Source organism: Fibrobacter sp. HC4 (assembly GCF_023373925.1).
Taxonomy (GTDB): Bacteria; Fibrobacterota; Fibrobacteria; order Fibrobacterales; family Fibrobacteraceae; genus Fibrobacter.
The window spans coordinates 1-12,634 of the sequence record NZ_JALCZV010000023.1 but is presented as its reverse complement, the minus strand read 5'-3'; the positions used below and the strand labels follow the sequence as shown (position 1 = coordinate 12,634).

At 47.5% G+C, this 12,634-nt stretch carries 14 protein-coding genes and 1 tRNA gene; 7 read left to right on the top strand and 8 right to left on the bottom strand.

Features of this window, described 5'->3' with window-relative positions; genetic code table 11:
• Positions 1-93: 93 nt before the first annotated feature.
• From MMG03_RS13390 to MMG03_RS13360, 7 genes are all read right to left on the bottom strand, one after another.
• Positions 94-408 (bottom strand): hypothetical protein, encoded by a 315-nt coding sequence (locus MMG03_RS13390; protein WP_073161324.1) that lies wholly within the window; start codon positions 406-408, stop codon positions 94-96.
• Positions 409-492: 84 nt separating this feature from the next.
• Positions 493-577 (bottom strand) — tRNA-Ser (locus tag MMG03_RS13385).
• Positions 578-723: 146 nt separating this feature from the next.
• On the bottom strand, positions 724-2,412 hold the full coding sequence (locus MMG03_RS13380) for a M3 family oligoendopeptidase (RefSeq protein WP_249506501.1): 1,689 nt from the start codon (positions 2,410-2,412) through the stop codon (positions 724-726).
• A 52-nt stretch (positions 2,413-2,464) separates the two neighbouring features.
• Positions 2,465-3,121, bottom strand: coding sequence for a hypothetical protein (locus tag MMG03_RS13375; protein ID WP_073236150.1), 657 nt, complete (start codon positions 3,119-3,121; stop codon positions 2,465-2,467).
• 22 nt (positions 3,122-3,143) lie between these two features.
• Complete coding sequence (locus MMG03_RS13370) at positions 3,144-3,548, bottom strand: hypothetical protein (RefSeq protein WP_146741838.1); 405 nt, start codon at positions 3,546-3,548, stop codon at positions 3,144-3,146.
• Between the two features lie 110 nt (positions 3,549-3,658).
• On the bottom strand, positions 3,659-5,122 hold the full coding sequence (locus tag MMG03_RS13365; RefSeq protein ID WP_101479120.1) for an amidophosphoribosyltransferase: 1,464 nt from the start codon (positions 5,120-5,122) through the stop codon (positions 3,659-3,661).
• 290 nt (positions 5,123-5,412) lie between these two features.
• Complete coding sequence (locus MMG03_RS13360) at positions 5,413-6,276, bottom strand: Rpn family recombination-promoting nuclease/putative transposase (RefSeq protein ID WP_249506500.1); 864 nt, start codon at positions 6,274-6,276, stop codon at positions 5,413-5,415.
• 306 nt (positions 6,277-6,582) lie between these two features.
• Here MMG03_RS13360 and MMG03_RS13355 point away from each other — a divergent pair, with 306 nt between their 5' ends.
• The 3 genes from MMG03_RS13355 (at position 6,583) to MMG03_RS13350 (ending at position 8,174) form a co-directional block, all read left to right on the top strand.
• Positions 6,583-7,719, top strand: coding sequence for a Fic family protein (locus MMG03_RS13355; RefSeq protein ID WP_249506499.1), 1,137 nt, complete (start codon positions 6,583-6,585; stop codon positions 7,717-7,719).
• A gap of 141 nt (positions 7,720-7,860) precedes the next feature.
• A complete protein-coding gene (locus MMG03_RS16330) occupies positions 7,861-7,959 on the top strand; it encodes a hypothetical protein (RefSeq protein ID WP_406600065.1) in 99 nt (32 codons plus the stop codon).
• Positions 7,956-8,174, top strand: a complete 219-nt coding sequence (locus MMG03_RS13350) for a hypothetical protein (RefSeq protein ID WP_249506498.1) — start codon at positions 7,956-7,958, stop codon at positions 8,172-8,174. Before MMG03_RS16330 ends, MMG03_RS13350 begins: the two co-directional genes overlap by 4 nt.
• A 12-nt stretch (positions 8,175-8,186) precedes the next feature.
• On the opposite strand, the gene MMG03_RS13345 is transcribed toward MMG03_RS13350, so the two are convergent.
• Positions 8,187-8,447, bottom strand: a complete 261-nt coding sequence (locus MMG03_RS13345; RefSeq protein WP_249506497.1) for a type II toxin-antitoxin system antitoxin, RelB/DinJ family — start codon at positions 8,445-8,447, stop codon at positions 8,187-8,189.
• 154 nt (positions 8,448-8,601) lie between these two features.
• Between MMG03_RS13345 and MMG03_RS13340 the strand changes: the two genes are divergently transcribed.
• The 4 genes from MMG03_RS13340 to MMG03_RS13325 all read left to right on the top strand — a co-directional run bounded on the left by MMG03_RS13340 (position 8,602) and on the right by MMG03_RS13325 (position 12,534).
• Positions 8,602-8,928 (top strand): hypothetical protein, encoded by a 327-nt coding sequence (locus tag MMG03_RS13340; protein WP_249506496.1) that lies wholly within the window; start codon positions 8,602-8,604, stop codon positions 8,926-8,928.
• Between the two features lie 291 nt (positions 8,929-9,219).
• The gene (locus tag MMG03_RS13335; protein WP_249506495.1) at positions 9,220-10,788 is read left to right on the top strand and encodes a class I SAM-dependent DNA methyltransferase; all 1,569 of its coding nucleotides are present in this window, start codon (positions 9,220-9,222) and stop codon (positions 10,786-10,788) included.
• A 56-nt stretch (positions 10,789-10,844) separates the two neighbouring features.
• Complete coding sequence (locus MMG03_RS13330) at positions 10,845-11,873, top strand: restriction endonuclease subunit S (RefSeq protein ID WP_249506494.1); 1,029 nt, start codon at positions 10,845-10,847, stop codon at positions 11,871-11,873.
• A gap of 4 nt (positions 11,874-11,877) precedes the next feature.
• Positions 11,878-12,534: a hypothetical protein gene (locus MMG03_RS13325; protein WP_249506493.1), complete on the top strand. Its 657-nt coding sequence runs from the start codon at positions 11,878-11,880 to the stop codon at positions 12,532-12,534.
• The last annotated feature ends 100 nt before the right edge of the window (positions 12,535-12,634 follow it).

Below are 12,634 nucleotides of genomic sequence, written 5' to 3'. Positions count from 1 at the left end.
AACGGATAAGGGACAATAAAAAGAGCAAAAAAAGAACGATTCTTTCGAATCGTTCTTTTTAATTTTTCTAGGAACTTAAGCTGTTGGCTCAAATTATTCGCCGAAGGCGTCGTCTGCTGCAGCGCTCACCTGTGCGGTGTTTTCTGCGGTCATTTCGATTTCTTCTGCGGCTTCCACTTCAGCTTCGGCCTGTGCGGCCTTCTTTTCAGAAATGGTGAGCTTGCCTTCCTTGAACTTGTACATGGCGATGGTGGTCGGCTTCTTGGTCAACTGAATGTAACCCTGGCCAGCCTGCTTGTTGATGAAGCGTGCTTCCTGAGCCATCATCACAACAGCGCGGAAGACAGAACCCTGACATTCTTCACTTGCGTAAATATCGTCAAGATAAACTCTCTGATCGTCAGCCATCTTAGTACCTCAAGTTAAGGTTTGTGTTCCTACAAAAAATTCTCAAATGCTTTTTCCAAAACATTTGAGAAGTTTTGTTTTTAGAAGAGGGAGAGGGATTCGAACCCTCGTTACCGCGAGGTAAACACGCTTTCCAAGCGTGCGCCTTCAACCACTCGGCCATCCCTCCAAGGATGTGCGCCAATTATACATTTATTTTTGACACTTGTCAAGGGTGTTGGCGCATTTTTTTTGATTTTTTTGAAAAAAGTTGAATTTTTTTTAGATAAACTCTCCAAATCACACTTTTTCGACAAAAAATCGTTCTAATCCCGTCTAGAACTTGCTCAGTTCGTCCCAGACCACCTTCATCAAAGGCTCGATTGTCTTGGCTGTAAAGTCGAAATTGATGTTTGCAGCCTTGAACATTTCGGGCACGGTTACGCTGTAGCCCAGACTTTCCGCCTTGAACAGGTCGTCGATGGCCTTTTGCGGGTCCTTCTTGAAGTTGGCCCACACCTGCAGGGCGCCCAGCTGGGCGATACCATATTCGATGTAGTAGAAGGGGCATTCGAACAGGTGCAGCTGCTTCTGCCACATGTTATTGCGGAACTTTTCCAGGCCGGTATAGTCGACGCCGGCGTCATAGCGGTCCATGATGCCTGCCCAGATGGCTTCGCGGTCGGCGGCCGTATGATTGGGCCTGCTGTACAGTTCATGCTGGAAGCTATCGATGCTGGCCACCCAGGGGAACAGCCAAATCACGTCTTCCAGTTCGCCCTCGATGCTGCGGGCCATGGATTCTGCGTCGTCGCCATAGAAGGGCTTCAAGTTGGACATGCCGATCAGTTCCATACTCATGCTGGCCACTTCCGCAAATTCCGAAGGAACGTCGCGGTAGGCGAGGATAGGCTGGCCTGCCAGGCCGAACTGATGGAAGGAATGGCCCGATTCATGGAGCAGCGTATAAATGTCGCGGTCCGTACCTGCGGAATTCATAAAGATGAAGGGCAGACGGGATTCGTCAAAACCGATCTGGTAGCCGCCCGGAGCCTTGCCCAGACGGGAATCCGGGTCGATCAGCTTCTGGGCCTGCATCTGGCGGGCCCACTTGCCGGCCTGCGGGTGGATGCTTTCAAAAATCTGGTCAACCTTCTCGATCAGCTCATCGCCGGTCTTATAAGGCTTCAGAGGTTCGCGATTCAGCGGGTCTACAGCCAGGTCCCAGGGGCGGAGCTTTTCAAGGCCCATCTTGGCGGCGCGCTTCTTGTAGATTTCCTTCAGCAGGGGCAGCACCAGCTTCTCTACGCTTTCGTGGAAGTCCTTGCAATGCTTGGGGGTGTAATCGCGGCGCTTGGCCATGTAGATAAAGTCAATGTAGTCCTTGCAGTGGGCGTTCTTTGCAATCTTGTTGCGGATGGAGAACAGTTCGTCGAAGGACTTGTCCAGGGCCTCCTTGTCCTGCATGCGGCGTTCCCAGGTGGTGCGCCAGGCCTTTTCGCGGATATCGCGGTCGGTACGTTCCAGATAGGTTCCCAACTGCTGCATGGTCTGGACCTTGCCATCGAATTCCACGCTCATGCCGCCGGTAATCTTCTGGTATGCCTGAACGGCCTTGACCTCTTCCGTTTCCAGGGGAATATTCTCGGGGCTGAACAAATCCAGGGAAAGCTGGACGCTCTTGAACCATACGCCGAATTCATCCTTCAGCAAGTCCTTAGCCGGATGGGCCATCAGCTTCTTGTTCAGCTTGTCGTCAAACTCGTTGGCGATGGGGTCCACGTTCTCCACGAAGCTTTCGTAAGCCTTGGCGGCCTCTTCGTCCTTGGTGTTTACGGTCATGGCCACATAGCGGCGGCAGCTCACTTCCTGAAGGACGGAACCCAGTTCGCTCCACTTCATGATCCAGGCGCGCAGGGCGTCGGCGGAGCTGGCGACGTTCTCGTCCAGCAGCTGCTGGAACAAAGCTTCCACTTCCTTGGTGTTGTCTACATTAAAATTTTCGGGAACAAATTCGCGTTTCATATTCTACATCAATCCTTATTTTCTATAAAAATTAGCACCTCGTTGTGTGCGATCATTTCTGGATGGCCCCCATCCAGTTGTTCACCACGTTGTTCAATATGGTGTTCCTGACGTTATCCATAAGGGCGGTCTTTTCTTCCTGGGAGACCGGGCGGTCAATATCAAATTCCAGGGGGACCGATTCCCCGTCTACATCCAGGGCCACTGTCAGAACGCCCTTCATGTTGATCAGGGAAACATCCTTCAGCCAGAAAATCCGTCGGTCGATGGGCATGGTGGTGGTCACCGTCAAATTATTGCTGCCGGGAACCATCTTGATGGAATCCTTCAGCGAAATAGGCAGTTCCATTAGCGTATCCAGTTTCAGGGTAGCTTGTAAATCCCGAATCCACAAAGTATCGGTACCTTGATTCTTGGCAATCACTTCGGCGGAAAGTCCCAGAGTTCCCAGTTCCTTTTCCAGCTTGCCCTTGGCGAAATCCTGAACGAGCGCCACCACCTGGGGGTTGGGCAAAAAGCCGTTAAACAGCCCCTGCTTGGGGAACAGATCCTTGTTGATGCTTACGGAATCCAGGGTCAGGGCGTTAAATTCCAGCTTGGTCTTGGAAAGAATGTCGGCGGCGCTGATCTTGCGGGTCACGGCGCAGCCGAACAATGACAGAACCACCAGGGCGGCCAACGAAATGGTTAAGGAAAATCTGAATTTCATACGGCCCCAAATATACAAAACCCTACTTCTTGGTGACAACGTATCCATCGCCGTCGTCGTTCTGGATAATCAGGGTGGTGGAGTGGTTGATCAGTTTGTCGTATTTGGCGTACACCGTGAACTGGATGCCCGATGTGAACACCACCTGCTTCACATCCTTTTCGAAAGTGTTTTTCTGGATGTTGTAATCCACCTTGCCATCCTTGGCCGGGTTGGAATAAGTATACGTGGTATCGGAATCCTCATCTACCATGTAGACAATAAAGGCCGTACCCTTGGTCTGATTTTCAAGGGTGATGGTGAAGGGATATTCCGCCTGTTCGCCCGAATCGGTGGAACCATTGCCGGAGCAACCCCACAAAAAGGAGAGGCCCATAAGGGTTATCGTAACGGGTACCGCATATTTTTTAATAAAACGTGAAACCATACCATCCCTATATCGTATCAAATGAACTTGTTGTCAATATAAAAAAGTCCGAACCGCAAAAGGTCCGGACAATTTCTTTAGGCAGCCTAAGCTCGCCGAAGGATTCTGAATTACTTCTTTTCTTCTTCAGCGTGGCAGGGGCAGTGGTAGCAGTCGCCCGTTTCTGCGTAGTCCTTGCCGGTCCAGCAGAAGGTGCACAGCTGATCTTCCGGCAGGCCGATAGCCTGGATCAGGTCGTCGATACGCTGGAAGGCGAGGGTGGTCAGGTTCAGGTTGCGACGGATGTAGTCCACCATGTCCTTGTATTCCTGGGAATCCGGATTGGTGTACTTGTCCAGATCGGCGTTCTCGCCTTCCTTTTCGCGGATGTAGCGGCGGGTAATCAGGTCGTACACGCTCTTGGAACGGGAGAAGTTGATGAACTTACAGGGGTAAACCAGGGGAGGGCATGCAATACGCATGTGGGTTTCCTTACAGCCCATGGAGTAAAGCTTTTCGGCCTGCTTGCCCAGCTGGGTACCGCGGACGATGGAGTCGTCGCAGAACACCAGGCGCTTGTTGTCGATGAGGCCCGGAATGGGAATCAGCTTCATGGATGCCACATGTTCGCGCTGGCGCTGGTCCTGAGGCATAAAGGAACGTGCCCAGGTCGGGGTGTACTTCACAAACGGGCGGGCGAACTTGATGCCAGCTTCGTGAGCGTAACCCAGGGCGTGGGAAGTACCGGAGTCGGGAATACCGCAGGCGGCGTCGGCTTCTGTGGGAGTGCGCTTTGCAAGTGCTGAACCGCAACGGTAGCGGGTCATTTCCACATTGCGGCCTTCGTAGGCGGATGCCGGATAGCCGTAGTAAACCCACAGGAAGGAGCAGATGGCCATCTTCTTGCCCGGTTCAACCAGGGTGTTGATTCCATCGGGGGTGAGCTCGGCGATTTCGCCCGGACCCAGGTCGCGGAGGTGGTCGTAGCCCAAGTTGGGCAGGGCGCAGCTTTCCTGCACGGCGATGACGGAACCATCCTTCTTGCCCACGATGATGGGTGTACGGCCCCACTTGTCGCGGGAGGCGTAGAACTTGCCGTTGCTGTCCATGACGAGAACGGAGCAGCTACCCTTGATCTTCTGCTGTACGTAGTTGAGACCTGCAACAATGGAATCCTGGGTGGCGATCAATGCGGAAACCACTTCGGTAGGGCCAACCATACCGCTGGTGGTAGAATACTGGAGCTGCATGCAGTTGTTCTGGAACAGCTCGTTCTTAAGATCTTCGATGTTGGAAATGAGACCTACGGTGACCAGGGCGAAAGTGCCATGCTTGCAGGTCATGACCAGGGGCTGGGGGTCGGTATCGGAAATAACGCCCAGGCCCACGTTGCCGGCGAACTTGGCCAAGTCGTTTTCGAACTTGCTGCGGAACGGGGTGTTCTGGATGTTGTGGATGGAACGATGGAAATTACCATCGGCCTTCAAGACGGCCAAACCGCCGCGATGAGTACCGAGATGAGAGTGATAGTCAGTACCGAAGAACAGATCCGTTACGCAATCGTTCTTGGAAATAACGCCACAAAAGCCGCCCATAATGACTCCTTAGTCGGGAATTTTACACCGAAAAGATAGAAATCTTATAAAACTTTTCATTATTTGTACTGCAAGAATATGAAAAAATATATTTGAACCTTTACAAAAAATGAATAATCAAGACCGCTTCCCCAAAAAATCAAGCAATTTTCACAATTGGGGAAAATGCTCGCAGAAATTTTAAGCAGTATCTACAAGACGATGAAAGCCGTTCAAAAAAAATTTGCTTTCGTGTTTTTCGTTACGAAAAGAAAAACCCCGTTCAAGTGAGCGGGGTGCTTTATTGACTTTTACAGCAGGCCGTGTTGTCTGAGGATTGCGGCATATTTGTCGGCGCGGGCTTTTTCGGCTTCTAGCTCCTGCCTGTTAGCCGCAATTTCCTCTTCCTGCTGTTTGATCAGCTCTTCGGTGTACTTGCGGGTAGAAATCGCGTCCAGTCTACGACGCTCCTCCATTTCCTTGCGGTAGGCTTCAATTTGCTCTGCGCTGAATGCCATAAGATCCTCGTACACGTCTTCAAAAGGTTCAACCCGGGTGGGTTCCGCGATAAATTTACACAATTCCAGAAGGTTTTGCAAGTACTTGTTACCGTGCCCCGCATCCTCGCGGATTGCCTGCTCCAAGTAATTCAGCTGAATAATGCACCAGTGCATGGTGTCGAATTTGAACATGCGATTTTCCTGCGCGGAAATATCCAAGTTCAGGAGCCAGGAGGTATGCGGGAAAATGCAATCCTGCGAAATGATGATCTGGTAACATTTATTTAGTTCCTTATATTTTGCGCCCTTGATCGCCTGGGAGGCATAGAGCTTGGCTCCGTAATACGAAAGCCGCTTGGCGTAATCGTCCTTTTCGGTCCATAGCTGGACTTCTACATCGGCCTCGTCGCCATCGTCCATGACCACGCGCACGTCAAAGCGGGATGTCTTTTCGGTATTGGGCTGTGCGGACGCGAAAATTTCTGTAGCTAGAGGCTCCGCCTTTTTCAGCTTTTTGCCAATGAGCGTAGACATCAGCTGCCGCAAGTTTTCACGGGATTTGGGATTGTCTCGGGTGTACACGTACTTGAAGGCGCAATCCGCCAATAGAGACGCGATTTCCGTTTTGGGGGATTCGTTGTTGCCGATGATGTTTGTTGTTTTTTGTGTGGGCATATTATCTCCTATAAGAAAAAAACACTTGATTAACTCAAGTGTTCAGGAGACTGTTCGTAACGCTCGGGAGGAATAATAGTTTATGTGTATTTTTTGTAAAGGGTAAAAATGTAAAAGAACTGTAAATTCAGTTGCCAAGACTTTCGTGGGTGGAAGCGGTTGTCTAAAAATTTGCACATACCACTCCAGGCCCGAAGAAAAGGAAATTATGGTGGACGTTATCGTGAACGGTTTGTAAGGAGTTTTTTATTTACTTATATTTCCCTCATATAAACAATCAAGGTACGCATATCGTTCATACGAGCAATGGAAAAGAAAAAGTTTGAACTAGACTTTGACGAATACATTCGTCATACGGAACCAAGTCGGCATGAAATGTCTTCTGCCTGGTCCACGGCAATTGGCTTGCAGCAGGTCGATGGGCTAACTCCTTCCAAGTACCTTTTTGAGACTGCCCGACGTAACATCGATGGCGACATTACCATTGACGAAGCTCAGAAACTGATCAACAGTTATTACGAGTCTAAGACCGAGCGGAATGACGATGAAGATGACGCCGAAGAGGCTGACAAGGTTTCCGCGCGCATCGCAAAAATTCTCAGCGAAAAGTCTTTCAATTTCTCGCCCTCGTACCTGATTGCGATTCACGGGAAACTGTTCCAGGGAATCTATAAGTTTGCCGGAAAAATCCGAGACTACGACATTTCTAAAAAGGAATGGGTTCTGAACGGGGCATCCGTAATGTATGGGGCAGCCTTTGAACTGAAGATGGCCCTGGATTACGACTTTGAGCAGGAACGCAATTTTATCTATGGAGGCTTATCCATGGACCAAATTGTGGAACACCTGGCCTACTTTGTTTCGAGACTGTGGCAAATCCATGCCTTTGGCGAAGGCAATACGAGAACGACCGCCGTGTTTACCATCAAGTACTTGCGTTCCATGGGCTTTAAGGTTTCTAACGACATTTTTGCGAAGAATTCCTGGTATTTCAGAAACGCCTTGGTCCGCGCCAACTACAAGAATCTCCAGAAAGGAATCGATAAAAATCCTGAATTCTTGGAAAAATTCTTCCGTAACATGCTCATGGGCGAACACAATGAACTGAAAAATCGGTTCATGCATTTGAACTTCAGAGTTCAAAAACCAACGATTAACACTCAAAAACCAACGATTGGTGATGAAAAACCAACGATTGAAACGAAAAAAGCAAAGATTGAACTAGCTGTGGAAGAATCCTCGTTTAATAAGACCGCTAAGGAAAATTTGCTGAAATTTGTTCGTGGCGTAGAGCTAGACGAAATTTTTGGTGTTTCTAGAGTAAGGGAAATCGTCGCCTGCGGAGCCTCATCGGCGTCGGCTGCCTTAAAAAAATTGCAAGCCCTCGATTTGATAGAACCTGTTGTGGGCCACGGCAAGGGAAAGTTCCGTTTTATGGAATGAAAACGAAATAGTCGGATAGAAAATAGTATGAAAGAAAAAACGTCAAACATTTCTTATTTCATTTCGTTTTGCATTGAGCAATATAAGAATGCGAAGCAAATTTCTGGAGCCGAAGCTATGCAGCATTTAGACAAGTAATATTTGCAGGAACACTTTGAAGTTTTGCATACACAAAGTGCTACATGGCTTGTGGAAGAAATCGATGAGTTTATTGCAGTTCGCCAGGGAGGGGTAAAATGAATTTGGAAGTAAACCAGGAAAATCTTTATTTGCTCCTGCCTTCCAAACTCTCCTGGATGGCTGAAATGCTTGCGGAAGATTCAAACATTGAACCTGTAGAAGCTCTCAAAAAACTCTATCTTTCGAAAACCTACAGCGAGCTAGAACAGGAATATACCAAGATGTGGCACCTCGGCCCGGTGGCGCTTTATCAGGAATATATTGAAAATCAGTGACTCTAGGAACGTTTATTTTCCCTTTCTTGCGGCGTCAATTTCGGCGTTGATTTCATCTAGACTCATGTCGGCGACGCCCGCTTCTTGCGCTTCTGAAGAAAGAGCTTGCATAATTCGAAGCATCTGGCTGGCGGAACGCTTGGGGGAGGCGTTGTAGGATCCTTGCACATCAGCCACCATCATAGGAGCCGTTTTGTGAGAAGAAACTTCAAAGGGAATGCGCCCTTCGCGAAGATCACTATCCATTCTAACGCTAAAGGCTACTTGCGGCATAATCGGCTCCTGTTTGAGGCGTTAATATATAAAAATGAAACCTAAATGGTATCATAATGGTGTTGTTTTGGTTTAAAACATATGTAATTGTCGCCCAATAGGCGACCTTGCGACCTACCCGAAAGGTTATCTTTATGTTCATGAGGAGGCCCAGATGGAAGCCCAAAACCTGCAATTCTGTCTTTACTACAAGGGGGAGGTGGAGTGCCCTTACAAACCCAATTCCCCGGGTTACGACAACGACGCCGGATTCGCCTGGATGTCGGAAGCCATTTGCTGCAAGGCCGACGACATGGACGTTGAACGATTCCTGGACTTTATCTGCGCGCACATGGGCAAGTGGGCCCCCTACGACTATGTGGACCGTTTCTGCCGCTATCTCTTGGCGAATACCAGGATTCCCCTGGAACAGCGCATCGCCTACGCTGAAAAGAACTTTGTCGGGAATCACCCCATACACAAGAAACTGAAGGGACAATAGTTTGTGTTGTGTGAGAACCCCGGGATGGAATTCCTGGGGCTCTTTTTTTGATTTTGACATAAAAATGACAATTTTTTAGGGTAGATTTGATAAGAGGTTTATATATGGATCAAGTCTGCGGCATCTACAAGATTATCTCCCCATGTAACGACAAAGAATGGGTTAAGGAAATAAGAATGTTAAAGAAACTGCCAAATGTGGCTTTTGAAATGCCAGACAAGGCGTAATTTATCTTATATTTCCTTATATAAATCATCTAGCGGGTTAGGGTTTTCATTTTAAGGTACATACATGGCAAAAGTGGCGAAAACGGCTAAGAAGGCTGTTGTTGAAAAGTCTGTAGAGGCTTCCCTCTGGGAATCGGCTAACAAGTTGCGCGGAAGCGTTGAACCGGCTGAATACAAGCATGTGGTTCTTTCCCTGATCTTCTTGAAGTTCGCAAGCGACAAGTTCGAGGAACAGCGGGCGAAGCTTAAGGAAGCTGGCCGCGAAAAATACCTTGAAATGCCCGAGTTTTACAACAAGGACAATGTGTTCTACCTGGAAGAAACTTCCCGCTGGAACTTTATCGTAGAACACGCCCGCCAGGCCGACATTGCCTTGCTTATCGACACGGCTCTTTCCAATATCGAAAAGAAGAACAAGAGCCTCCGTGGCGCACTCCCTGACAACTATTTCTCCCGCCTCCAGCTGGATGTGGCAAAGCTTGCCGCCCTGATTAGCGACATCGATGGCATAGACACCATCAAAGACAAGGAACAGGATGTCGTTGGCCGCGTGTACGAATACTTCCTTGGAAAGTTCGCCATTGCCGAAGGCAAGGGAAAGGGCGAATTCTATACCCCGAAAACAATCGTTGGCCTTATCGCCGAGATGATTGAACCCTACCGAGGCAAGATTTACGACCCCTGCTGCGGTTCGGGCGGTATGTTTGTGCAGAGTATGAAGTTTATCGAGGCCCATAACGGCAACAAGCGCGAAGTTTCTGTGTACGGTCAGGAATACACCGGCACAACCTATAAGCTTGCCAAGATGAACCTTGCCATCCGTGGCATTACCGGAAACCTGGGCGAAAAGCCTGCCGACACCTTTGCCGAAGACCAGCACAAGGATTTGAAGGCCGACTTCATCATGGCAAACCCGCCATTCAATCAGAAGTCCTGGCGCGCCGAAAACGAACTCCTCGATGACCCCCGCTGGAAGGGCTACACCGTGCCGCCCACCAGCAATGCAAACTACGGCTGGATCCTGAACATTCTCTCCAAGCTCTCCGACAATGGCGTGGCCGGGTTCCTGCTTTCTAACGGTGCCCTCAGTGGGGAAGGTGACGAACTCCAGATCCGTAAGGAACTTTTGCAGAACGACAAGGTGGAAGCAATCCTTATTTTGCCCCGCAACATGTTCTACTCTACGGACATCAGCGTAACACTTTGGATCCTGAACAACAACAAGACTGTCCACGAAGTAAAGGTGGGCGAGGAATTGCGCAAGTACCGCAGCCGAAAAGGCGAAGTGCTCTTTATGGATCTGCGCCAGATGGGCGAACCCTTCGAAAAGAAATACACCCAGTTCAGTGCTGCTGACATCGAAAAAATCAGCGGAACCTATCACAAGTGGCAAGTCCAGAAAATCAAGGACGAACCGGAATACTGCGCAACCGCAACCCTCAAGGAAATCGAATCCAAGAACTGGTCCCTTGTGCCCAGCAAGTACATTGAATTCAAGAACCGCGATGAACAGGTGGACTTTGACGAGAAAATGCGCGGGCTCCAAGCCGAAATGCGCGAACTCTTGAAAAAGGAAAAGGAATCCGAAAAGGAACTGGCAAAAATCTTTAAGAACCTGGGATTTGAACTATGATGAAACGCCTAGGTGATTACATACGCCCTGTGGATGTGAGGAACAGGGATTTGAGAGTGACTAAGCTTGTTGGCTTAACGATTGATAAAGCCTTTATTCCATCCGTTGCGAATACAATCGGGACGGATTTGTCTAATTATAAGGTTATTTCCGAAAATCAATTCGCATGTAGTTTGATGCAGGTTAGTCGCGATGGTAAAATGCCTATTGCGATGTTCAAGGGTGAACCTTGTATAATGTCTCCTGCTTACCCGATGTTTGAAGTGTCAAACACGAGTGATCTTTTGCCGGAATATTTGATGATGTGGTTCTCCCGATCTGAATTTGACCGAGAAGCTAGCTTTTATGCAGTCGGAGGAGTCCGCGGAAGTCTTGAATGGAATGATTTCTGCGATATGAGATTACCCATCCCCTCAATAGAAAAACAGCGCGAAATCGTAGCCGAATACAACACCCTCGCCACCCGCATCGAAACCAACAAGAAACTCATCGCCACCCTTGAACAAACCGCCCAGGCCCTTTTTCAAAAACTGACTTTAGAACATTCACGTAGTTGTTTATTTTCTGACATAGCAACTATTGTTATGGGCCAATCTCCAGAAGGTGATTTTGTAAATAGACAGGGTGAAGGCGAACCTTTGTTGAATGGTCCTACTGAGTTTGGTTTATTTTCACCAACACCGGTTCAATGGACGATTACGCCTAAAAAATTATGCAAGGAAGGAGACGTCCTTTTTTGTGTACGTGGGTCAACAACGGGACGAATGAACTTCGCGAATCAAATATATGCGATTGGTCGAGGCTTGGCTGCTATTAGGGCAAAGAACGATTATTATGATTGGAGTGTTAAGATTGTTCTTGAGCAATACATGCAAGAAATCCTTGCTTCTGCTACAGGGTCTACGTTCCCTAATGTTAGTTCTGATATGATTTCAAATTTAGGAATCGTTGTTCCCAATGAATCGTCTATGGAAAAATATTCGTTTGAAGGACGAAACTTGATTAATCTTATCGGTTTAAAATCTAAAGAAAATCAAACTTTAGTTCAAATGCAAACCCTTCTCTTCTCCAAAATGGGTGCTTAAAAAAATGAAAAATATTTTGAATGTTTTTGAAAAAGAATTGGGACTTGTGTGTAATACCAATCAATATGTAGAACTATCAATGCGATTAATTCAAAAATCTTGTTCAATAGGGCTTGATAATGCTGAATTGTTAAAGGTGATTGCTCGTGGAAATGGGCTTTCAATAACAAGTTATACTAGTGATGTATTTCAAAATGTTTTCTTTTGTTATCTAACTATGATACATTCTTGTTTTCAAGATTTTTTAAAGAGCTATGAGAAACTGGTTGGATCAGAAGTGTACGGAAAAACATACAACAATAGAGATGATATGGGACATTTGAAATGGATTGTTCGTGAAATGAAAAATGATCCTGATTCTCTTGAAAAGGACGCTATTAATATTTGTGAGTACTATCGTTTATTGAGAAATGACTTTATTCATTCAGGAGAAGAAAATAGTCGTCTTAAAACCGCGTATTCTATGTTAACTAATGTCGCTGAGGCGTTTAAAAAGTCAAAAATGTCTCACACGTTGAATGCTCCTAATGGTGTTGGTTGTTTGAATTATGATGATCAAGTTCTTTTTTCAAGAGCAACAATTATTGTTGCAAAATTGGCTCTTCATCAACATGTGTGGGTGGCTTCGCCACCCTTTTTTGTTGACTTTCGCCTAAATTAAACAAAAAATGGGCTATTTTCTAAAATTTAATCGCCAAAAAAAACAGAAGAAAAAGCCCATGTCAAAATTATACAAATCCATCTTCAATGTCAACGGCTGT